Source organism: Bartonella sp. HY761 (genome assembly GCF_026743145.1).
Taxonomy (GTDB): Bacteria; Pseudomonadota; Alphaproteobacteria; order Rhizobiales; family Rhizobiaceae; genus HY038.
Genome location: NZ_CP104887.1, coordinates 2540033 through 2563448 on the forward strand (window position 1 = coordinate 2540033; position 23416 = coordinate 2563448).

A 23416-nucleotide genomic window follows, 5' to 3' on the forward strand; every position below is an offset into this window, starting at 1 on the left:
CCAATATCACGGTGATGTGGGATTTCACGTTTAAATTTTTAATCGACTATATAGTAATCATAAGCATAGATTTTTTTAAAACCAAAGCTTTTATAAAGATGCAAAGCTGTTGCATTTGTGCTTTCAATTTGTAGCCAAACAAAGCGAATAGCGTCAAAAAGCCGTAAATATTCCAAAACAGCATTAAAACTTTGTCTCCCCAAACCTTGCCCACGCATATTGGGGGCAAGTGCAAAATCAAACATTCCGATCATGCCATTGTCTTCCACCAAAAATATATTGGCAAAAATTTTGCCATTTATTTTAAAAATAAGCGGATATGGTTTTGCTTCACAGCGCTGCACCAATTGATTTAGCGGCTTAACTTCGCTTGGTTTTGCTTGATGATGGGCAATCGAAATCTCAGCATAAAGCTGTGGGTCAATAAGTTCTATCGATATATCGCCAATTGTAACACTTTCAGCAAATAGGTTAAGATCAGCAATAGGGCAATTGTCAAAGGTTGCAAGCACATCCCTGCCCTTTAAATCCAACACATAAACCCCAACACTTGCCAAAGCTTTCCACTGGTGGCGTTCGACATAATTTAAAATCTTTGGCGCACTTAATGGAATAAGCCGCATGGCCAAAGGCTTTTCTAAATGGCTTCCACAATGGGCAAGCACTCGCTGCTCAATATCATGATCATCAGCCATATTAAGCGGCGTCACATTATTTAAGCGTTTAAACGGACTGTTTGGTGTTTTGCGCACCAGCCAACCGCCATCATAATAGGATGTTTCAGCAACCCAACTACGATAATAACTATCTTCAAGCTGTTGGATAAGATTAGCTACGGTAGTCGCCATTGATTGCCACATATTCCTTAGTTAAATCACAAGTCCAAACCGTTGCCTCACCATTGCCAAGCCCGATATCGACGCCAATCAACACTTCACTATTTTTCATATAATTTGATGTCGCTTCTTCGCTATAATCGGGGTCACGTTCGCCATCAACCGCAACGCGAATATCACCGAACCAAATTGCTAACCGGTCACGATCTGCTTCTTCTCCTGCTTTACCAACGGCCATAACCACCCGCCCCCAATTGGCGTCTTCACCGGCAACAGCAGTTTTGACCAATGGCGAATTTGCAATCGACATAGCAATTTTTTTTGCAGCTTTATTATCGGTGGCTCCACGCACATTAATTTTTATTAGCTTTCTTGCCCCTTCCCCATCGCTTGCCACTTGCACGGCAAGATCTTGCAACACATCATTAAGGGCTGCTTTAAACACCGCAAAACGCGGATCAGCTTCATCGGTTATTGGCTTGACGCCTTGTTCCAAAGCCGTGCCGGTTGCAAATAGCAGCAAAGTATCAGATGTTGATGTATCGCTATCAACGGTAATTGAATTAAAGCTGATTTCAGTACCAGTGCTCAGTGCTTTTTGTAATAATATGCTTTCAATTGGCGCATCTGTCACGACGAAAGACAACATGGTTGCCATATCAGGCGCAATCATGCCTGCGCCTTTTGCCATACCATTAATGGTGAGCTTAATGCCATCAATCTCAAAGCTACGCGTTGCCACTTTGGGAAATGTGTCAGTCGTCATAATTGCGCGCGCCGCATCAAGCCAAGAATCTTCGCGCATTGTTTCAACCATGCCATCCAAAACATTGGTAATACGACTTGCATCCAATGGCTCGCCAATAACACCCGTAGAAGCAAGATAAATTTCATCCTCACGGCACGATAAAATAGCTGCTGCTGCTTCTGCCGTTTTTGTAGTGGTGACCTTGCCCTTTTTGCCTGTAAATGCATTGGCATTACCAGAATTAACCACAACAGCTTTTGCTTTACCGTGAGCAAGCGAAGCGCGGCAATGATCGACAGTTGCTGAAGGGCAGCGCGAACGCGTAAACACACCTGCAACATCAGCAGGTTGATCAAAAACGAGAAATAATAAATCAGTACGGTTTTTATATTTAATGCCAGCCTGTGCTGTTGCCATGCGCACGCCTTTTAGGCTTGGCATATCAGGATAGGATTGTGGCGCAAGAGGCGAAATAGCTGTCATAATATAGCTTTCCTTTTGAAGACTTAAAACCGTAAAACAAAATTGATAGGCGAAATAGCAAAGCAAGTGTAGAGCATTTTATACGAAAGTGAAGAAATTTTTAAACCAAAAATCACAGCACAAACACTTTTATCTAAGGCTTTTTTCTATAAATTCATCAGTGAGAATCACCTTGGAAGCTAATCTATACCACTCTCCTATTGCTTTATATGAACCGTCGTTTTGCGTTAACTAATAGACCGTTGAAAAATACGGAATATGCACACTTGCTAATGTTTATACCAAACCCAACCAACTTGTTAAAATTTAAGGTGTGGATGATGCTCATACTCTGTTCAACAACTCTTGATTAAAGCTGTAACAATTATTGCAAAACTCATCAAGTAATTGATTTACAATAATTTTATTTATTAACCATTTTTTAATAATTATGCAATTGTGGCTTTTGTGCCATTGACAGCCCCCCCTTAAGCAGTGTTAACCTTTTGTTAATAATTCGCCAAAGACATGCCATAAAGACTAAAATCCATTGTTACAAAGTGGTTTTACCCCCAAATGGTTTTGTTAAAGTGATTTAAATTTTAAAACAGGTTAAGTTGTAATGCGTAAAATCTGCCAAATTGCTCTGCTTGCCACTAGCTTTTGCCTAACATCAGGTAGCCTTGCGCTTGCCAGTAGTCCATTCATGAAAACTGGTTTCATTACATCTCAACCAATTGGCCATTATGAATTTTGCCAAAGATTGCCGAAAGAGTGCAATCAAAAAGACCGCAATCCTGTTGCCATCAAACTAACCCAAGAAATTTGGGATAATATTTTGTTTGTGAATTATGATGTCAATACGCGTATCCGTCCAGCGACAGACATGGAACTTTACGGCAAGGAAGAATATTGGGCTTATCCTGTTGATGCAGGTGATTGTGAAGATTATGTGCTGTTAAAGCGCCGCGAGCTAAACCAACGCGGTATTCCCCTATCAAGCCTACTTATCACCGTTGTACGTAAACCTGATGGCGAAGGCCATTCAGTTCTCACTATTCGGACTGACCGTGGTGATTTTATTTTAGACAATTTGCGCGATAAGGTCTTGAATTGGAAAGATACTGAATATCTTTATCTTAAACGCCAATCAACCCAAAATACCGGTCAGTGGGTATCAATCGAACAACCAGAAGATTTGCTTGTTGGTGCGGTTAAATAGGGATAATTTGCAATCATTACCGCATTAAATTTTGCCCAAAACATCTTATAAATGGCAGATAAAGAGCTTGCTGATGAATGATAATATTATTATTCAAAAATTGCGTAAACCTGTTGATGACCTAAGGCAAGAATTATCACAGTTTGATGGCGATTTATGGAAAAAATCATCCCTTTCCTTGCATTATGATTTTAGTGAAATCGTCATTCATATTTTGATGCAAAAGGATGAAGATTTAGAGCAATGCTACCAAAAGGTTCGTGAACTATATCTTAACAAAGACCCAATTCTCTATTCCTTTGAAATCGATGCTTATTTCTTGGCCAAAGCGAATGATAATTGCTACCATCAATTTTCATTCATGTCATTTACCAATTTTTTAGCTGGTGAAACATTAGACGGGCCCTTAGACCCTAATAATTATGATGTTAGACTAATCGACTATATTTCTAGCATGTTTTAATACTGCTATTCTGTCAAAATATATAAAGCATAATTTTAGAGAACGCGCGCTATAAAGGATTAAAGCACTTTAACTCTAAGAGAGCCAAAGTGCTTTAAATTAACTTATTTCTTTGTCGTTTTGTTTTGCTCTTCCGGTTCTTTAATAAGATCCTTATTGGCAATAATAGCACGGTACCATTTACGGTGGTGTTGCCAAGCAAAACCGCCAGTTACCTTGCCCTTTATCATCGCTCCTAATGACCCACGAATCCAGTAAACCGCATACATGTGGAAAATCCAGATTGCGATAATAATAACCGCCATCAGCGAGTGAGCAAGCAAGGCATAGCGCTGCAATTCAATGCTGAAATATTGCGCAAAATAAGCTTGCCATACCATAAAGCCCGAAACGATAAGAATAATTAAACCCATCGACATTGCCCAGAAAATACATTTCTGACCAAAATTATATTTGCCAATTTCAGGTAGATTTTCTTCATGATTGCCGAGCACATCATGGACCTGCATAGCCCATTTTAAATCGGAATTTTCCCAAATGTTTAAACGCCAAAAACGGAAAAATAAGCCAGCGAAACTCAAAACCATCACAACGCCAATAAAGGGGTGAATGGCGCGTATAACCTGACCGCCGCCAAAAAGATGGGCAATAAAAAACAAAGGCGGCCAATACATAGCAAGCCCAGTTAAAGCAAGTAAAATCATTGAACCAGCAGCGATCCAATGATTAATCCGCGCGCCAACGGTATAGCGGTTGACAATAACCGGTTCGCCATCGGTGACGATATCGCCTTTTTCGTAATATTTATGCTTCATCTTCGGCCTCCTTCAAGGCTTCTTTAGCCTCGATCTCTTCCTTTTTCTTAACGCGGCTTGCACCAAACATCATAGCATGGGCAGCAGTGGCAACAATAGCACCGGTAATCGCGCTAATACCGACATATTTGGAAATGCCTTTCCATGTTTTAACAATCGGCGAGATTTTTGGTTCATCGGGCAAGTTAGCATAAATATGGGGTTGATCATTGTGATGTAAAATATACATCACATGAGTACCACCAACGCCTTGCGGATCATAAAGACCAGCATTGTCATAGCCACGAGACTTTAAATCCTTAATTCGATCTTGCGCATGGGCTTTCATATCGTCCTTGCTACCAAACATAATGGCTTCAGTTGGACAAGATTTGGCACAAGCGGGCGCTTGACCAACTGCCAAACGATCAGAGCAAAGAGTGCATTTATAAGCCTTATGATCAACTTTTGAAATGCGCGGAATATTAAATGGACAGCCTTTAACGCAATAGCCGCAGCCAATGCACTTATCATGGACAAAATCAACGACACCATTTGAGTATTGTACAATAGCCCCGGGAGATGGGCAAGCCGCAAGACAACCAGGCTCTGAGCAATGCATGCAGCCGTCCTTGCGGATAAGCCACTCAAATTGATCAGTTTCTGGATTAATCCATTCGGAAAAGCGCATCAAAGTGAAAGCATCAGGCGAAAGATCATGAGGATTTTGGTACGATCCGACATTTTCTTCAATTGGCGGCGTTAACTCATTCCATTCTGTACAGGCTGATTGGCAGGCTTTGCAGCCAATGCAGCGTGACACGTCAATGAGCTTTGCAATTTCTTCAAGCTTTCGGCTAGGCTCCGGCAAATTAGATGCCGAAGCCTTGATGTAATCATCAGGACCAAATTTAGGTTTTATCTGTCCCTCGCTGGGAGGATTAATATTGACCATTTTCTTCCTCCTTAACTTACATCAACTGGCGCGCGTGATGGCTCGATATTGACAAGGAATGCCTTAAACTCCGGTGTATTGGAATTGGCATCGCCAACAAATGGTGTCAGCGAATTTGGACCAAAGCCCTTTTTCGCCGCGCCAACAAAGCCCCAATGCAATGGAATACCAATGACATGCACTTTTTGACCATCACAATCGAGTGGACGGATACGCTTGGTTACCAAGGCTTTAGCAAAGACACTGCCGCGCTTATTCCAAACACGCACCCAACCGCCGCGCTCAATTTTCTTTTCTTCCGCCAATTCTTCCGAAATTTCGACAAAGAATTGCGGCTGCAAAGCAGCATTAACCGGATTATTCTTAGTCCAATAATGGAAATGCTCGGTCAAGCGATAAGATGTCGCCGCATAAGGGAATTCAGAACGATCTCCCATTTGAGCTAAATCTTTCTCAAAGATACGCGCCACCGGATTGCCGCGAATATGCGGAGCAATCAAATTGGTCATTGGTGATTCAAATGGCTCATAATGAATAGGGAATGGCCCATCACGCAAACCTGCCAATGAGAATAACCGCGCACTACCTTCGGCATTCATAATGAAGGGGCCGACACTGCGTGGATCAGAGGTTGGTGTAGTATCTGGAACGTCAAAACCGCCCCATTTCTCACCATCCCACTCAATAATCTTACGATCCTTATCCCAAGGCTTACCATCAAGATCGGCAGAAGCGCGATTATAGATAATACGCCGATTGGCTGGCCATGCAAAAGTCCATTTTTGATAAAGACCGGCATTGTCATAGTCGGTATTATCGCGCCGTGCCATGATATTACCGTCCTCGGTATAAGAACCGGCATAAATCCAGCAACCACTTGCGGTTGTACCATCATTCCGCAATGCGGCGAAACCACCAATCTGCTTGCCTTTTTCAAGGATTTTCTTGGTTGGATCCTTGTCATCATAAACGTCTTCAAGGACATAACCATTCATTTCCTTGGCAAGTTCATGAGGCGATGGATCTTCCGGATCTTCATAAGGCCAATGAAGATTGACGATAGGATCTGGGAACACACCGCCTTCTTCTTGGTAAAGCTTTTTTAAGCGCAAGCCAATTTGTGCCATAATCCAAGTATCAAACTTTGCTTCACCAGGAGGATTTTGCCCTGCCCAATGCCATTGCAACCAACGACCAGAATTCACCACTGCGCCTTCATCTTCGGCAAAGCAGCTAGTTGGGAATTGGAATACTTCAGTTTGAATATCTTTGGGATCATAATTGTTAAAATCACCATGATTTTCCCAAAAACGTGCTGTTTCCGTTTCTAACGGATCCATCACCACCAAATATTTCAACTTAGACAACGCACGCTGTACCTTAGCGCGATTAGGGAATGATAAAACCGCGTTAAAGCCTTGACAGAAATAGCCCGTCATCTGGCCGTTATCCATCATTTCAAAAGCTTTTAGAATGTCATAATTGGCAATATCTAGCTTTGGCAGATAGTCATAGGCCCAATCATTTTCTTTTGTTGCAGCTTTGCCCCACATTGACTTTTGGAAGGAAACAAAGAATTTGTCATAATTCTTCCAATAGCTTACCTGATTTGGTCGCAAAGGCTTAAATTGGCGGGTTGAAAGATAGGTCTTTAAATCAACCTCTTTTTCATTAGGTATATTCATATAGCCCGGCAATAGATTGGACATCAAGCCAACATCGGTAAGACCTTGAATATTTGAGTGACCACGCAAGGCATTCATGCCGCCACCGCGTACACCAATATTACCAAGGATAAGCTGAAGCATCGCCATGGTACGAATATTTTGCGAGCCTTTAGAATGCTGTGTCCAACCAAGCGCATACATGGAAGTCATGTTTTTGGTTGGGCTTGAACATTCGGCAATCTGTTCGCAAATATAAAGATATTTGTCTATAGGTGTACCACAAATGCGGTTTACCAATTCAGGCGTATATTGTGCGACATGTTTGCGCAAAAGCTGCCAGACACAGCGCGGATGCTGCAATGTCTCGTCAATTTTTGCAAAGCCATCATCGCCCATTTCATAGGCCCAACTGGATGTATCATAACTGCGGCTTTCTTCATCATAACCGCTAAACAGACCATCCTTATACTCAAACGTATCCTTAATAATAAAGGCAGCATTGGTATAATGGCGCACATATTCCCACTGCACTTTATCGTTTTCCATGCAGTAGCGGATAACACCAAGCAAGAATGCAATGTCACTGCCCTGACGGATAGGCGCATAATAATCTGCCACCGATGCCGAACGGGTAAAACGCGGATCAACAACAATGAGTTTCGCACCCCGATGCTCTTTAGCATGAGTTACCCATTTGAAGCCGCAAGGATGCGCTTCAGCAGCGTTGCCGCCCATAATAATGGCAAGATCAGTTGCACGGATATCTGTCCATGCATTCGTCATTGCACCACGACCAAATGTTGGGCCCAGACTGGACACCGTTGGGCCGTGTCAAACGCGTGCCTGATTATCAAAAACCAGCATGCCTGACGAGCGCACTACCTTATAGGTAAGAAAAGCCGTTTCATTGGTTGTTGCAGAAGCGGCAAGGAAACCAGTTGAAATCCAACGATTAACCGTTTGACCTTTTTCATTTTTCTCGACAAAATTTTTGTCGCGATCATCTTTCATATAGCGGGCAATTTTATCCAGAGCCTCGCCCCAGCTAATATCCTCAAAATGATCTGAACCGGGCTTACGAACTTTTGGTTTGGTTAAACGCGTTGGCGCATTAACCGTATTGAAAAGCGCCGCACCCTTTGGACATAAAGTACCACGATTGGTTGGATGATCAACATCGCCTTCAATATGAACGATTTTAGCATCACCCTTTTCCATAGTACCCTTAGCATAAAGGATAATACCACAGGCAACAGAACAATAGGTACAGGTGTTGCGGGTTTGCTGGGTAGCAGCTAGTCGATAAGGACGAATGGCACTATGTACAGCAGCTTCTGCTTCGTCAAAACCTAGCGCGCCAAGCGCTGTTACAGCAACCCCCGCGCCTGCACCCTTTAAAAAGGCGCGCCGCGAGATCTCAAAATTCATGGCGGGTATCCTCCATCTCTATCAACATATTGGTGAATTATTGTTTTTTTAGCTTCACCAACCTGCTGTTAAAACATTGCTTTATTTTGCGGCGCTCAGCTTTGCATCCTTGAACCTTAGTTCTCTAACCATAGATTCCAGCAAGGCAAGTACCTATTTAAAGGCGCATGCATAGAATTATTCTAACACAATGTCAAAGAATTAGAACGGTTAAAAGTCAATTCTAGGTGAGAATATCAATTTACACTGATTTTCTTGTGTAACAGCCTCTAATGAGAAGAAGAATGTTTCAATTTGAAGCAGTTATCGCTTTAATGAAAATCACAGCCTTTAGAACCAATAAGCGATTATTGAACATTTTTTACAGATTTTAAAAACACTGGTTGTTTTTAAAACATTGGTTACCAGAAAACCATTTGCAAAACGAACAAATTATTCTATTGATAATACAAAATGATAGCATAAAAACTGCGCCTAAAAGGATTTAAACATGGATATGAACAATTTACGCGGCAATGAAGCTAAGCTTCAATATAAGGGTGGCGATTACGTTATTGAAATTCCAGGAACCTATGTTTTATGCGCGGTCAGCCGCGAGAAAATTCCTCTTGACGACTTACGCTATTGGAATGTTGAGCGGCAAGAAGCCTATGCAAGCTGTCAGATTTCCTATGAGCGTGAATTGGAATGTAATCCGCATTTGCGTGATGTGCTCACCAATACTTAAGCCGACAATTTTGGCGGCGACTGCTAACCCCTTGGATTATCCATTTAAACTTGCGTATTAAAGCATGGCTTTTATTTTTTGGCATATTTTAAAGCAAGACCTTTTCATCTTTGGTTAAAATTGCTTTCAGCACAGCCAAGCAATCAAATTAAGATTTATGCCTGCCTACTATAAAAAGCCACGCAGCTGCTTTTTTAACAGATGCGTGGTAAAGTATTAGGAGTTTTCAGGGTAGTAATTTAGTCAATTTTAAACAGCACAATGCTGTTAATTTTCATTATGGGCGCGGTTTATGCTGACCTTCTGGATGTGAAGGCTTACCATGATCTGGCTTTGCATGTGCCTTATGCTCGCCATCAGGCTTAGCATGAGAAGGCTTCTTATCACCAACATGCTCTGCTCGCATTTCACGAGCTAAATTATTTAAGCGCGCTAATTGTTCAGGTGTAAGTTTTTCACGAAGCTCTTCGGCAGCTTTTTTAAATGTCTTAGCCTTTTCAGCTTGTTCAATCATGCGATCGGCCATACGCTCACCTAGAATAAGCTCTTCGGGTCCGCCAGCAGTTTCACCATCGCGAGGCGCCTTATCCGCGTGTGGCGGCTCAGGCATTAAACCAACAAGTGCGGCAGTATAAGCACGCCAGCTATCTAACTGGTCAGATTTAATACCAATTGCTGTTTCAATTGCGGAAAGACGTTCAGCCATACGCAAAGCATGACGTTCTTCTCCTGCATGTCCACGCGGGCCGTTACCTACTGGCGCTTGCTCTGCATGAGGAGCCGTAGGCTTTGGAGCATCTGGCGCTGCGAATGCCAAACCTGGCAAAGCAAGAGCACCAACCATCATCGTAGAAAATAACATTTTTTTCATTTTTTACTCCATCACAATAATATTTATAATAATATAAAACCTAGTGTCCCAACCGGTGGCCCAACACCATTTGTTGAAGCTATTCTTCAATTTAATCATGTCTAAAATTAGCTTTAATTAAGTCAAAAATGTGTCTTGCCGTAAAATTAAGATTAATTATTTGCAATAATTTCATTAAATAAGATTAAAATTTTGTAATATTTTAATATTTTTTGAAAAAAACAGCTATAAATTTATAAAAATCATTAATATAGACTTTTTTAATATTATAATTTATTAAAAATAATTAATTTATGACTATTTATAAATAATTTTTATATAAATAAATTACATATAGTATTTAATTATTATCAAAATAGACATAACCCTATAGATGTCACGTAAACAGCTCATAAAAAAAACCAACTCTATGACACACAAGAACTCTATTTGATCTTGTTCTTTAGGGCTATTATTATTCCATTTTACTTAAAGTCCTGACCCTAATTTCTAACGGTGCCAATATGGGATTTATGAACTATTCAATAATACTGCAACTTGATGAATCACGCTCGAAGCTTTTAACTTATATTGGAGATCTTGAAAATTATGGGTGGTCTTTGCAAGATACCAATGGTTATGCATGTTATAAGGATGAAAATGAAGACTGGCAGCAAGAAAAATATGACGCATCATTAAAAACCAAGATTGCATCATTCATCACCGACAAGAACTGCAATGATATAGCGTTTGAACTCTATTATAAAGATGCCAATGTCTGCGTAAGTTGCTACAAAGAGGATCACATCGCGTTTTTCTGTTTTCGCGATCGTATAGAGCGGCAATCAGATCGACACAAATCTATGCCAATTTGGGATGCAGCTTGGTATTTTGACCATCTCATCATGCCTATTTATGCGGCTCATCAATTATCCTATATTGGATATCAAATCTTGCAAAACGCTAATTATTAATAAGCTTGAAGTTGCTCGCAAGCGACATACAATATTAATGGGCAAGGCCAACCCTATGTCATTGCTTTGACAATTTTTTTAAAATTTAAATGCCATTTAATATGATCTCACCCTTAAATTATTTATAATTATATTTATTTGTTTAAAAATAAACAAAGTATATCAAGGTTAATTCTATATTAATCATTATATCACCAAATTAGCTTAAATATTTAATCATATCAAATCATTATTCTGCATGCTCTTACTAATACAGCCAACAGAGTTCAATCACGGATAGTCTTGGCATAAATTTTGGGAGGCTGCATAATACATAAAGCATGATTTAAGTTAACATGGGATAATATAATGAAACTGAAACGAGTATTCAGCGGCTTAGCATTATTAGGAGCAGTGGCTACATCAGCTTGTGTAACCAGTGAAGGCCCCACTAGCTTTACATCAACCTATCCACTTGTGCGCGATGCGGGCTATACGATTCCAGCCATTGATCAAAGCAAAATAAAACCAGAATTTCGCCGCCAAGTGGTTAGTTACCCAACCACAGAAAAAGCCGGCACTTTGATCGTTGATACTAAGAGTAAATTTTTATTCCGCGTTATGCCAAATGGCAAAGCCATGCGTTATGGTATCGGCGTTGGACGTGATGGTTTTCGCTGGTCTGGCACTGCTTATATTGGGCAAAAAAAGGAATGGCCAACCTGGACACCACCTGCATCAATGGTACGCCGACAGCCGCAACTAAGACAATATGCTGGCGGCATGAAGCCGGGGCTTAATAATCCACTTGGAGCGCGGGCACTTTATTTATATAAAAATGGGCGCGACACCATTTACCGCTTACATGGCACACCAGAATGGTGGACAATTGGTAGCAATATATCATCAGGTTGTATTCGCTTAAACAATCAGGATGTGATTGATCTTTACAGCCACACTCCAACTGGCACCAAGGTTATTGTACAATAGGCAAATTTTGGTCTTTTATGATAATTTTTTATGATAAAAGACCAAATATTATAACCTTACCAAAGGCTCGCCAATATAAATTATCAACCACTTAGCAAATTTCTGTCTTTGATGCGATGCTTAACAACACTTGATAAAATTAATGCTGCCAATAGCTATAACTGCTTTTCCACCCCTCCCATTACGCTAAATTTATAGCGAACTTATTTTTAAAAAACCTAAGAACAAGTCTTTATAGATCTTTACGATTTCATGAAAATTAAACACCCCGATTTATCGTTGCAAAACACGCGATGGATAATTTTAAGTTAATTTTAGCCAAGCGTTCTTGATATGCTTCGCTCCATCCTCTATTTGAGTTACACCTGATGGAGAATATATATCTATGTCGAAAACAATAGCTGGCCCTGAAATTGAGCGCCTTATCCAATTATTGGCGCGGGTGCCTGGGCTTGGGCCTCGTTCTGCGCGGCGAGCTGCATTGCAATTGGTTAAAAAGAAAGAAGCATTGTTAGCACCGCTTGCAAAAGCGATGCAAGATGCTGCCGATAATGTTAAGGTTTGTTCAGTTTGCGGTAATATTGATACAATAGATCCCTGCTCTATTTGCTGTGACCCAAAACGCGATGACGCTATTTTAATTGTTGTTGAAGATGTATCAGACCTTTGGGCACTGGAGCGAGCTGGTACCATGGCAGTAAAATATCACGTCCTTGGCGGCAGATTATCGCCCCTTGATGGTATTGGTCCCGATCAACTCAATATAAAATCATTGGTGAGCCGCGTTGCACAAGGTAATATAAGGGAAGTTATTTTAGCAGTAAATGCCACAGTAGAAGGTCAAACCACGGCCCATTATATCACAGACCTAATTGAAGAGTTCAACGTCAAGGTAACACGCCTTGCGCACGGTGTCCCAGTGGGTGGTGAGTTAGACTATCTTGATGATGGCACTCTTGCTGCCGCTCTTAAAGCTCGCACTAGCCTATAATACGATTTTCATCACAAAGGCTTTATCATAAAATTTTTAAGCACTTTATGAGGCGAGCCGATAGCAAATACCGGCTCGCTTTAATATTTTTAAAATTTAGCGGTTAAAGATACAAAATAGCTTCTGCCATTTTCAGCATAATTTGATTCAGCTTTTGGCTGGTTATCAAAAATATTGTTAACGCCTGCTCTTACCGTAAAGTTCTTGGTTGGATCATATTTTACCGAGAAATTGGTAATATTGTAAGCGGAAACATTTTGCGCTGATAAAGTTTCTGCAATAGTATAATCAACCTGCTTGCCATAAAAATCCATCGATGCGGTCATAGCAAGATTTTCTAGGGCTTGCCATGTTAACTCCGTATGGATTGAATATTCTGGATCTGCTGAAAGCGGCTGACCCGTTTCAAGGTTTTTTGACTCAATAAGATAGGTTGCCGTATTATTCCATGTCCAGTTAGGATGGAAATAAAGGGTGAAATTACCTTCAAGACCTTGCGTTCTTGCTCTATCGACATTGACCTGTTGCACATATTTCGTGCCATTAGGCATGATAAGAGTTGCGACGCGAGCTGAGGTAATCTTATCATCAATCTCGTTATAGAAATAGGTAAGCCCGGCATCAAACATGGAATGCATGTAATAGCCGCCGACTTCGAAACTATTGCTTGTTTCAGGCTTCAAATTTGGGTTACCAACCATTTCGCATGGGCCGCCCACAGCACCGCAGCCGCGACCGCGTGATGTTTGCACCCAATGAGGGTTGAGCTGACGTAGATTTGGCGCTTTAAACGCCTGCGCCCAACCTGCCTTCAATGTTAAAGCGTCATTAACATTATAGTTGAAATAGACGCGTGGGCTGGTATGGGTACCAAATTTTTCATGGCGATCAACACGTAAGCCAAGGGTCATTTTCAATACATCAGTTAAATGAACCTGATCTTCAGCAAAAATAGCAGCCGTCCACATTGTTGTTTCTGGTGAGCCTTTTGTACCAAGCCACGTATTTAACTTGCCGGTGTTTTCATCATCGACCATTTTTTCGTGACGATAATCGCCACCAATAGTCAAATCCTGCTTAAAGCCCATCAGAGTAAGCGGCATAGAAAGCTTACCGTCAAGAGTTGCGGTAGTCACGGAAATAGCGGTTGAACCAGTGACTGCACCGGCACGGTTTGTAGTATTATGAAGATTTTTGGCTTCTTCAATTTGTCCCGTAACTGTTGATGTTCCAAAGCCCCAATCACCAATGTGACGAATAGAACCGTGAACACGACGAATTTCAGTTTCGCTATTATCTACTTCGTTAGGTTCAAGCCAAGGCTTGTATTTCTGCCTTGCTCCGCCACCTTCAAATTCAAAACGATGATCCTTATTTGGTGTCCAAGTGAAGCGACCATTAAGATCATAATCATCAACACCGCGTGGCACTTGTAGGCCATCATGGTCGTTAGGATTTGCTGGCTTTTGACGACCAATGCTACCAAACCCCATGAAGTCCAACTGACCGGGAACGATTGCACCACCAATAAAGCCCTTTGCTTTACGAGTTGTACCTGTGCCGCTGCTTGCTGGCGCAATATATTCGGTTGTTAATGAGCCAGTCCATTTACCTTCTGGACGTTTGGTGATGATATTGACAACACCGCCCAAGGCATCCGAACCATAAAGGGTTGACATTGGTCCGCGAACAACTTCAATGCGATCAATTGCATCAATTGGCACCCAATCAAGATCACCATTATAGTGACGCATCGTGGTAAGACCAGCGTTAACACGCTTTCCATCAATTAAAATAAGCGTATAGCCAGACCCCATGCCGCGCATACTAATGCCGCGTGTACCATCGCTACCAAAACCGACATTAACGCCCGGTACAGTACGCAAAATCTCAGTAATATCAGGCACTGCACGTTGTTGTAACTGCTCTTGCCCAACAACGGAAACACTGGCAGGCGCATCAACCAAATTTGTAGCAACAGATGTACCAGTAACAACAACCGTATCTAATAGCACAGTATTGCCGTTGCGACTTTGCCCTTCTTCTTCAGTGCTATCTGTTTGCTCGGCTGAAGTTTGAGCAAAAGATTGCGGTACTAACGATAACAGGCTTACCCCTACAATAAGCGCTCCTATCGTTGCTGATAGTTTCGTTTTCATTCCACTCTCCAAATATGATAATCGATGTCATATTAAAAGACTGATGAAATTAATTCTTTTTAATGTCAACAACTGGCAAGGCATAAAATACAGTTATTTAAGCGTCTTTAGACATATTATAAAAACGACAATGAAATATGGTTAAAATTTTATAAATTGAGCTAATATATTTGCAGCTTCAGCCCCCAAATTGTCCTGCATTTTTTCCAATATATAGTCAATCGAATCACAAATTAGGCTGAAAATCGACTATATTTTATATATTGCTATCATTACAGCGCTCTAATTTTCAACCACTGCATATTATGTCATTTTAGTTTTTTCCCGCTTAATAATTAGTCAAAAAACAGTATTTTTAAGACATTTTAGCAATTTAACATGTAAAGACTACAATTTTTAAAAATAGCTTATCAAGTTAAATAAAACCGCCATTTTTAATGCAAAACCATCCCCCTTTGATTGACCAACGCCAACACGAAAGCTTTTGAGGCAAAAGACCTAGCTTTTAAGTAAAACATAATTTTATGTCTGCTTATAAATAATATATTCATATTTTTAAATATATTTAACAAATAGCCCCCCTAGAAATAGTTGGGAGAGCGGCAATATAAGACGGCTAAAGGTCTTGTGCTAATTTATGCACTAGTTTGTAATTCGAGGTTTTAATGAAAACTGCAACACTACCTAACGGTATTTCTATACCGGCTCTTGGCCAAGGAACATGGGGCATGGGGCAAGGCCGTCTGCCAATGAGCGAAGAGGCCGATGCTCTACGTCATGGTATTCAAAGGGGCATGACTCTTATCGATACTGCTGAAATGTATGGTGATGGCGGTGCAGAGCAAGTAGTAGGCGAAGCCATGCAAGGGTTTCGTGATGATGTTTTTCTTGTCGACAAGGTATTACCATCCAATGCCTGCCGCCTACGCATACAGCATGCATGTGAGCGTAGTTTACGCAACCTCGATACGGATTATATAGACCTATATCTGTTACATTGGCGAGGTGCTTTTGCACTGGAAGAGGTCGTTGAGAGTTTTGAAGCCTTGAAAGAACAAGGCAAGATAAAACATTGGGGCGTGAGTAACTTTGATATTGCGGATATGGAAGAACTCCAAAAAATAGCGCCATCAAACTCCATTGTTACGGATCAAGTGCTTTACAATCTTTTACGACGTGGGATAGAGTTTGATCTTATGCCTTGGTGTAAAAGCCAAGCCATTCCAATCATGGCTTATTCCCCAATCGAGCAAGCGCGTATTTTAAAATATCCACAATTACATCAAATAGCCCAAAAATATCGGGCAACGCCTGCCGCGATTGCACTTGCCTTTGTATTACGCATTGAAAATATCATTGCTATTCCCAAAGCGTCAGATCCAATCCACATAGATGAGAACCTCATGGCATTAACTATTCATTTGACTGAAGAGGATCTGTTACTATTAGATAAAGTTTTTTCAGCACCTACGTCCAAAACACGCTTAGAAATGCTGTAGAAACTTTTAGAATGCCAGCGTTAAATAAAATAGCTTCATTACTTTAAAATGTGCGGTCACAAAATTTTAAAGCCGCACATGCTAAAAAATTTAAATAGCCTATCTCAAGCGAAAATTTCCACGGGATACTAGTTTCAAGTTTTCAAGTTCAAGAATAATCCTTGCTCCGCCATCTGGTTTATTTTCAAATATTGGTTTTGCATCAAATTGCATGCTCAATTTGGAAATGATAAGGTGACCTAAGCCTTTACCACTAAGACTTTTATTTTTAGCCATGTCATCTGGGAAGCCTTTGCCATTATCCTCAACAATGAGCTTCAATGTGCCGTCGTCATGTCCTTTTAGTGTAACAGCAATAATTCCCGGTTCTTGAGGTATAAACGCATGCTTGACTGCATTGGTTACAAGCTCACCTGCAATAATTGCCAAAGTTGTCGCATCACGAGCGCTAATGCGAAGACTTTCGATATTGGTCTTAATCGTAATCCTTGCTCGCTTCGGTTGCGGTAAAGACAGCTCAATATCATTTATAACAGTTTCAAAAAAATCTTTAGTATCAGCTGTATCCATGTCTTCCGACAGGCGCAACCGCCTATGAGCTGTAGCAATAGTCTGTATGTGATCGCGCGCGACTATAAGGGCTGATTTCACCTCATCTTTATTTGATTGATTGATCTGAATGGATAATAAGGACGAAACCGTTGCTAAAGAATTGCCAATACGGTGACTTGCATCTTGCAATAAAAATTCAACACGCTGGCGCTCTTTTTCAGCATATTGTGTTGCAGTTTCCAACTCATTGGTGCGCTCCTTTACACGCTGCTCCAATAAAGCATTTTTTAATCCCAAACGATTTTGATAATTTTTTAGTTGCTCCACGTCACGATTTAACTGCTGATTTACAAAATAAGCTAAAACAAAGGTGGTTATAATTGCGGTTAAAGCGATATAGTTAAGAATTGAGCGTAAAAGCCTAAGTCGATCATAATTGGAAATTAGTAAATGTTCTTCTTGCTCAATGAAATTGACAATCAGCTTGGTAATAGGACCTGTTGTTAATCTTTCCTCTACACGTGGCTTTAAGGCAGCATCAACCTTATTAGGTAGCAGGCGAGTGATAGACATCAATTGTTTTAAATATTCCCGTCTTAACAGAACATTTATAGCAACGTCTTGGTACCATGCCTGCCACACTGCATTGCCTCGGGTAATGCTATTAAGTTGGCCAAGATTAAGGTCAATCTCCTCAGTACTATGCGTGAATTTTGTATCGTATTCAGGATTTCTTGTTAGGTAATAAGCACGCTCGGCTTCTGTTTGCGCAATAAGATTAAGTAAAAGATGATCGCATAAATGTCTAAGCTCTGTGGTCGATGATACGGCTAAAAGATGGCGATCAATCGCTTTAGACAATGGAAAAACGGCTGCAGCTGCCGCAATGACTAGAAATAATGTCAACGCAATGGCTTTTTGCCTTAGGCTATTCGTGGCCGTAGTACTTGGTGCAACCTTTATATCTGGATTGATTGGGGGTAAATTTGATAATGAACTATTGGACATACAATTTCCCCAAATGTAATTATAATAATAATGGTATTATATTTTATAATATTAGTATTTTATTATAAGTAATTCTTTCCTCACTTATATGTAGCGAATATAAAATATTAAAAGGGGTATCTTTTATTTTTTTCATACAATCTATATTGTAAAGTTGAATGATTTTTATCGAATTTTGTATTTTGAAAATATCAAGATCTTCTCGCAGTCACTAAGACGCCTATTAATTTTAGCAAATAATATAAAAATCTTTCGTAATAACGAGAAGAAGAGAAGCAAAGAATGTCAATTTTTAAAGACTCATCGACACATTTATCGGGAAACTTATTTCATGCAAAATACACAAATATAGCTGTAATCAACGCGTCCCGAACTCAACCGAGTATATACCAACTCTTCGTTTCCACTCTTGTATATTTTTGCAGTCCATTGGGCTTTGTTCTTAAATAAAATTCTGCAGATAGCGTTTCACTTATTGCATTTTAATTGATAACTCTGCTTCGTATCGTGCCATAAAATTGCTGAGACTAATGATTTCGTTATATTTTCAAGGGCAAACAGCTCCTAGAAAAGCACCAATTATATAAAAGCAAACAAATAGGCGCTTTATGCATTAAAACATAAAGCGCCTATTTTGTGGTTTGAGGAATTCAATTAATATACTATCAAATTATTGTTCTGGCATTTTACTGTTCAGGTGGTGCAGATGGAACTGGAACAGAGCTCGGCGTAGGAACATTTGCTGGGGTACTTGGTACCGGCACATTATTTGGCATAGGTGTTGGAACAGGAACTTGATTAACCGCAGGCTGCTCAATTTGTGCTGGTTGCCGTACCGATGGAACGGAAACTGGAGCTGAACCATTTGCTATGTTTCCATTTTGTGCCCACTGACCTTTGGCAATCCAATCATCAATAACCTGTTTAAAGATATTGTCACCAAAATCACCTTTATCAATGACAAACTCACCTACACGACCATTTTCATAAATAACAGGCATGGCAATCCAGCGAAACTGACGCATCACGTCAAGATTAAGATTGCGGTTACTCCCGCTTGCATTTGAAGATACTGCAATAATAAAGAAATTTTGATCAACCTTGACTGGCAACATGCCAGATAATTCCTGCCCAGTTGAATTTTCTGCAGCTTTAAATAAAACTCTTCCAATATCTGCAACAGATCCACCATCAAAATTTTCAGGAACAATGAAAATCATATCGATCAAAAAATCTGCTCTAATTGAAGGATCATCATTGCGGCGAATTGTAATTCTTGCTGACAAGTCCTTTTCAGGAATGATAATATCGCCACGTATTGCAAGCTCATCAGGACCGTTGTCCTTGCCCTTATTACGAATAAGCTTCCAATCAACCATACCGGGACTGGCAGTGGCAGGCAAAATTGAAGTTGAACGTTCATAAAACTTTGCCACTGAACTACGTTGAGCAATTGATGTTGCTTGGCTTAATGATGTACCTTCACTGCCTGTGTCAGCGCCTGATTGTGAAAGTCCGGCGGTAACTTCGCGTCCGTCAGGCAATAATCTTGTTGTAATTTTGTCCGGCTCAGAAGCAGTAGGATCGCTTTGTGTGGTCTGATCGGCGGGCTTTGGTGGATGGACAAGAGGGACTTCTCCATTTGAGTCACTCTCCCCTTCCACAGGCGCTATGGTATCAGGTGTTGTTATTCCTGCCTGTGCATTACCATCGACATTTTCGCTTACCGCAGGCTTTGGCTCTACGGCTGCACTATTTTTTTGCCCTTCTAAATAAAAATAAATACCAGCTGCCAAAGCTGCAATTATAATGGCAAAAACAAATATAATGATGACAATATGGCTGCGTGTGCGATTTTGCTCACGTCTTGAAGATTGACTGAAGATATCAGAAACAAGGTCAAAATTATCATCCACCTTGCTTATTGATGCATCGCCCTTTTCCAGTGAACGATCATTTGAGGTTAGTAGATCATCATTTAATGATGATGCCACCTTTACCTCTTTAGCTTGGCTGCTAACATCAACTTTTGTAGCTGAACCACGCACCAAAGGTGGCATCGGCATGATATCATCAGTTTGACCGCGTGACACATCTTTACGGGCACCAGCAATATCACGCTCCGCAGCAATATCAAGATTACCATCGAAAGCTCGATAAGCAGATGGATCAAAATTACTGTTTTCAGTTTTGCGTGGCGAGATGGTTTTAGCACCCTCAATACTCAAACGAGCATCGACTTCAAGTACGGCCTTTTCTTTTGCATCAAGATGTTGTTCACTCGCTTGCCTTGCCAATTCCTCATCGCGCGCTTTTGACTTAGCTTCGATTATAGCAGCTTCTTGGGCTGCCGCATGATCCAATGCTGCCAAACGTGCGCCTTCATCTTCGCTAGCGCTTGCCTCAGCTGCTATCTTTGCTTCTTCCTCAAGCTTAGCTTTTTCCTCCGCTTCAAGTCGCGCTTTTTGTGCAATTTCTACCTCTTCTTGTGCAAGACTAAGTTGCTCAGCCTCATATTTTGCGCGTTCTTCTGCTTGTTTTAAAGCTTGCTCTTCAGCAATTCGGCGTTCTTCTTCGCGCTTACGCTCATTTTCTTCAAATTTTGCACGTTCTTCTGCTTGTTTTAAAGCCTGCTCTTCAGCAATTCGGCGTTCTTCTTCGCGCTTACGCTCATTTTCTTCAAATTTTGCGCGTTCTTCCGCCTGCCTTAAAACTTGCTCTTCAGCAATTCGGCGCTCTTCTTCGCGTTTACGCTCATTTTCTTCAAATTTTGCACGTTCTTCCGCCTGCCTTAAAACTTGTTCTTCAGCAATTCGGCGTTCTTCTTCGCGTTTACGCTCATTCTCTTCAAAACGTGCGCGATCCTCAGCTTGCTTTAAGGCTTGCTCTGCAGCAATTCTGCGCTCTTCTTCACGTTGACGCTCATTCTCTTCAAAGCGTGCGCGATCCTCAGCTAGCTTTAAAGCTTGCTCTGCAGCAATACGACGTTCTTCTTCACGTTCACGCTCAATTAGCTCTAATCGTGCTTGCTCGGTTGCTACTGTTTCATCTTTGAAAGTTTCAGTAGCTTCTACGCTATTTTCATTACTTAAACGATGTTGATCGGCAATCGGCAATATGAATGTATCAGATAGTGGCTCCACATGAGCAGGTTCGTTAACGCCATCAAGACTATGCTCCTCGGACTTAAAGACCTCAGAACTTTGAGACACCATATCAATTTTTGCATTAACGCTATCATGTGCAGGCAATATGCTTGGCTCAGTCGTTAACTCCTGATCGTTTGTGTCTGTTTCATTAGCTGAATGATCAACGACAACTTCAGAACTATATTGTTGAGTTTTAAGCGTGCCAAGCGGTTGGCTTTCGACTACGGTTTCCTCTTGATATTTGTCTTCATCAAAAGAAAAATCCAAAAGCTCATCAAGCCCTTCTTGTGCAAGATAATAAGCCTCAACTTCATCAATTGCACGCTGCAATATTGCACGCTGCTCATCGACAACCTCTTGCGCAAGCGGACTTTCGGAAAGTTTACGCTCAACTGCGGCCTTTGCACGTTCATATATACGCTGCCGCAACTGCGGCGTCATATTACTTTGTGCGTCTATGGTTTTTTTTAAAAGTCCTACAAAGTCTGCCATAAAGCGATAAATCTCTTACATTTAGTACTTGTTTTCATATATATAAGCTTCTAATGCATTTATGGAAGAGTGTGAAGCCGTTTTGTATAAGAATCCGATTAAGGGTTAATAAAACCACATTTTAGCTTAAAAATAACCGCCTATTAGCCATGCATATCATTGGCGCAATATACTAAATTAGTTAAACAGCTTAATTAGGCGAAATTAAATATTATAAACTAGTGTAAATTAAGGTGAGTCGCACTCTACAGCGGCAGCTAATATTTTTTAGTTTTTAATAACACCGGCAATTGTTAATTGTATTTAAAACTTTTAACGTCAAACTCTAAGGCTTAACTGATTTTAAACAAGCTTCTACCCATTTTATTTAATATTTAAAAATATCAAACGCATTTGCTACGACCACAAGCATATTTTATTTTAATTAATTTGGTATATAACAAAAAGCCAACTTGAACTAACAAGCTGGCTTTGAATTCAATCATTATATACTTTAGTTTAAAATGGCCAAATGCTGCTTTTCTTACCTAATTTAGCCTTACGTTCACGCTCTTTTTGCGCTTCGTCCGGACCTTGCTCATTAACTGGTGCGGTGGCAGCAGGTTGGCGATAAGCAATAGGCGGCTCACTCAAATATTTACGCTCTGTTGCGGTGCCGCCGCTAGCTTCCTTTTTACGACGCAAATATTCTTCGCGTTGCTTTTTCGCGACAGCCTGAGTAGGCATTCTATCAGCACGATCAGCAGCAGCATCAATACCAGACGATAAATAACGCTCGGCATTACCAGGAGAACTGGTGATTGGCGATACATAATCAGGATTATTTTGATTAGCTGTCGCCTCAGCACGCAAACGATTGCGTCTTTGTTCGGGTGATTCTGGCCAATCTGGCGAACCTGCACTTGCAACACTTTGCTGAGGGGTTGGCAAATTGTTTTTTGTTGCCTCATTAGGGCGCACAAGTTCAGGTCGTGGCTTTACTTCAATGCCGGAATTTTTATTTGTCCTAAATGAGAAAAGGTTTGAAAAATCATCAACCATTTGTTGGCCGGATGATTTATCCGTACCATAGGTTGGGCCGCTGACACAGCCAGACACACTAATGCTCAATACTAGAGTTCCAGTAATGATAATACCTGTTTTTAGTTTGCTCACCTTAGTCATCATCCTTTTTAGGATCAATCATCTTGGGCCAGTTTTACAACCAATAAAGACGACTATTCATTTTTCAACCAAATAGTTCGCTTCAAACGATCTATTTCTTCAATTATTATATGGCGATAATATAATACCACATAATGCCGATAACGTAACCTATCAAAATTACGGTAATTTTAGCTATGCTAGCAATTATTTACCGATTAAACTACCATTAAATTTTTCAGAAATCTGTAATCAATGGTATTTTAAATTGCTGACAAATAATGCCTACAATCAATAAATCACAAGCAGGTGTCGCAAATTTAGACAA

17 protein-coding genes are annotated in these 23416 nt (G+C 40.6%); 7 read left to right on the forward strand and 10 right to left on the reverse strand.

All coding sequences use genetic code 11. The features are described from left to right. Positions 1 to 38: 38 nt before the first annotated feature. Together N6A79_RS10990 and argJ are read right to left on the reverse strand one after the other, a co-directional pair. Positions 39 to 848, reverse strand: coding sequence for a GNAT family N-acetyltransferase (locus tag N6A79_RS10990; RefSeq protein WP_268545967.1), 810 nt, complete (start codon positions 846 to 848; stop codon positions 39 to 41). Continuing rightward, on the reverse strand, positions 829 to 2070 hold the full coding sequence (gene argJ, locus N6A79_RS10995; RefSeq protein ID WP_268547583.1) for a bifunctional glutamate N-acetyltransferase/amino-acid acetyltransferase ArgJ: 1242 nt from the start codon (positions 2068 to 2070) through the stop codon (positions 829 to 831). The genes N6A79_RS10990 and argJ overlap by 20 nt, the downstream gene beginning before the upstream one ends. 598 nt (positions 2071 to 2668) lie before the next feature. Between argJ and N6A79_RS11000 the strand changes: the two genes are divergently transcribed. Next, on the forward strand, positions 2669 to 3268 hold the full coding sequence (locus N6A79_RS11000) for a transglutaminase-like cysteine peptidase (protein WP_182417677.1): 600 nt from the start codon (positions 2669 to 2671) through the stop codon (positions 3266 to 3268). A 73-nt stretch (positions 3269 to 3341) separates the two neighbouring features. Then, positions 3342 to 3731 carry a hypothetical protein gene (locus N6A79_RS11005; protein ID WP_268545968.1) on the forward strand — a complete coding sequence of 130 codons (390 nt, stop codon included), beginning with the start codon at positions 3342 to 3344 and terminating at the stop codon, positions 3729 to 3731. 104 nt (positions 3732 to 3835) lie between these two features. Here N6A79_RS11005 and N6A79_RS11010 read toward each other — a convergent pair whose 3' ends face one another. From N6A79_RS11010 to fdnG, 3 genes are read right to left on the reverse strand one after another with little or no spacing between them, the layout of a single operon-like run. Further along, entirely contained in the window at positions 3836 to 4546 is a 711-nt protein-coding gene (locus N6A79_RS11010) for a formate dehydrogenase subunit gamma (protein ID WP_262078624.1), read from the reverse strand. Further along, complete coding sequence (gene fdxH / locus N6A79_RS11015; protein WP_182417680.1) at positions 4536 to 5480, reverse strand: formate dehydrogenase subunit beta; 945 nt, start codon at positions 5478 to 5480, stop codon at positions 4536 to 4538. The genes N6A79_RS11010 and fdxH overlap by 11 nt, the downstream gene beginning before the upstream one ends. Before the next feature lie 11 nt (positions 5481 to 5491). Next, positions 5492 to 8575: a formate dehydrogenase-N subunit alpha gene (gene fdnG, locus N6A79_RS11020; RefSeq protein WP_268545969.1), complete on the reverse strand. Its 3084-nt coding sequence runs from the start codon at positions 8573 to 8575 to the stop codon at positions 5492 to 5494. A gap of 496 nt (positions 8576 to 9071) precedes the next feature. On the opposite strand from fdnG, the gene N6A79_RS11025 reads away from it, so the two are divergent. After that, a complete protein-coding gene (locus N6A79_RS11025; protein WP_410007263.1) occupies positions 9072 to 9302 on the forward strand; it encodes a DUF2093 domain-containing protein in 231 nt (76 codons plus the stop codon). Between the two features lie 277 nt (positions 9303 to 9579). Here N6A79_RS11025 and N6A79_RS11030 read toward each other — a convergent pair whose 3' ends face one another. After that, positions 9580 to 10173, reverse strand: coding sequence for a Spy/CpxP family protein refolding chaperone (locus tag N6A79_RS11030; RefSeq protein WP_268545971.1), 594 nt, complete (start codon positions 10171 to 10173; stop codon positions 9580 to 9582). A gap of 512 nt (positions 10174 to 10685) precedes the next feature. On the opposite strand from N6A79_RS11030, the gene N6A79_RS11035 reads away from it, so the two are divergent. From N6A79_RS11035 to recR, 3 genes are all read left to right on the forward strand, one after another. Next, positions 10686 to 11126 (forward strand): hypothetical protein, encoded by a 441-nt coding sequence (locus N6A79_RS11035; RefSeq protein ID WP_262078629.1) that lies wholly within the window; start codon positions 10686 to 10688, stop codon positions 11124 to 11126. Positions 11127 to 11474: 348 nt separating this feature from the next. Then, positions 11475 to 12095, forward strand: a complete 621-nt coding sequence (locus N6A79_RS11040) for a L,D-transpeptidase (protein ID WP_262078630.1) — start codon at positions 11475 to 11477, stop codon at positions 12093 to 12095. A 385-nt stretch (positions 12096 to 12480) separates the two neighbouring features. Then, complete coding sequence (recR, locus tag N6A79_RS11045; RefSeq protein WP_262078631.1) at positions 12481 to 13086, forward strand: recombination mediator RecR; 606 nt, start codon at positions 12481 to 12483, stop codon at positions 13084 to 13086. An 89-nt stretch (positions 13087 to 13175) separates the two neighbouring features. On the opposite strand, the gene N6A79_RS11050 is transcribed toward recR, so the two are convergent. Continuing rightward, positions 13176 to 15245: a TonB-dependent receptor domain-containing protein gene (locus tag N6A79_RS11050; protein WP_268545972.1), complete on the reverse strand. Its 2070-nt coding sequence runs from the start codon at positions 15243 to 15245 to the stop codon at positions 13176 to 13178. A 665-nt stretch (positions 15246 to 15910) separates the two neighbouring features. Here N6A79_RS11050 and N6A79_RS11055 point away from each other — a divergent pair. Next, positions 15911 to 16744 (forward strand): aldo/keto reductase, encoded by an 834-nt coding sequence (locus N6A79_RS11055; RefSeq protein ID WP_268545973.1) that lies wholly within the window; start codon positions 15911 to 15913, stop codon positions 16742 to 16744. A gap of 99 nt (positions 16745 to 16843) precedes the next feature. Here the strand turns inward: N6A79_RS11055 and N6A79_RS11060 are convergent, their stop codons facing one another. From N6A79_RS11060 to N6A79_RS11070, 3 genes are all read right to left on the reverse strand, one after another. Further along, positions 16844 to 18304: a sensor histidine kinase gene (locus tag N6A79_RS11060; protein ID WP_268545974.1), complete on the reverse strand. Its 1461-nt coding sequence runs from the start codon at positions 18302 to 18304 to the stop codon at positions 16844 to 16846. 686 nt (positions 18305 to 18990) lie between these two features. Next, positions 18991 to 21945: a hypothetical protein gene (locus N6A79_RS11065; RefSeq protein WP_268545975.1), complete on the reverse strand. Its 2955-nt coding sequence runs from the start codon at positions 21943 to 21945 to the stop codon at positions 18991 to 18993. Positions 21946 to 22443: 498 nt separating this feature from the next. Beyond that, complete coding sequence (locus N6A79_RS11070; protein WP_268545976.1) at positions 22444 to 23100, reverse strand: hypothetical protein; 657 nt, start codon at positions 23098 to 23100, stop codon at positions 22444 to 22446. Positions 23101 to 23416: the final 316 nt, after the last annotated feature.

Coding starts and splice junctions, on each gene's coding strand:
- N6A79_RS10990 (WP_268545967.1), bottom strand. CDS start 848: ATGGCGACTACCGTAGCTAATCTTATCCAACAGCTTGAAGATAGTTAT.
- N6A79_RS11000 (WP_182417677.1), top strand. CDS start 2,669: ATGCGTAAAATCTGCCAAATTGCTCTGCTTGCCACTAGCTTTTGCCTA.
- N6A79_RS11005 (WP_268545968.1), top strand. CDS start 3,342: ATGAATGATAATATTATTATTCAAAAATTGCGTAAACCTGTTGATGAC.
- N6A79_RS11010 (WP_262078624.1), bottom strand. CDS start 4,546: ATGAAGCATAAATATTACGAAAAAGGCGATATCGTCACCGATGGCGAA.
- fdxH (WP_182417680.1), bottom strand. CDS start 5,480: ATGGTCAATATTAATCCTCCCAGCGAGGGACAGATAAAACCTAAATTT.
- N6A79_RS11025 (WP_410007263.1), top strand. CDS start 9,072: ATGAACAATTTACGCGGCAATGAAGCTAAGCTTCAATATAAGGGTGGC.
- N6A79_RS11030 (WP_268545971.1), bottom strand. CDS start 10,173: ATGAAAAAAATGTTATTTTCTACGATGATGGTTGGTGCTCTTGCTTTG.
- N6A79_RS11035 (WP_262078629.1), top strand. CDS start 10,686: ATGAACTATTCAATAATACTGCAACTTGATGAATCACGCTCGAAGCTT.
- N6A79_RS11040 (WP_262078630.1), top strand. CDS start 11,475: ATGAAACTGAAACGAGTATTCAGCGGCTTAGCATTATTAGGAGCAGTG.
- recR (WP_262078631.1), top strand. CDS start 12,481: ATGTCGAAAACAATAGCTGGCCCTGAAATTGAGCGCCTTATCCAATTA.
- N6A79_RS11050 (WP_268545972.1), bottom strand. CDS start 15,245: ATGAAAACGAAACTATCAGCAACGATAGGAGCGCTTATTGTAGGGGTA.
- N6A79_RS11055 (WP_268545973.1), top strand. CDS start 15,911: ATGAAAACTGCAACACTACCTAACGGTATTTCTATACCGGCTCTTGGC.
- N6A79_RS11060 (WP_268545974.1), bottom strand. CDS start 18,304: ATGTCCAATAGTTCATTATCAAATTTACCCCCAATCAATCCAGATATA.
- N6A79_RS11065 (WP_268545975.1), bottom strand. CDS start 21,945: ATGGCAGACTTTGTAGGACTTTTAAAAAAAACCATAGACGCACAAAGT.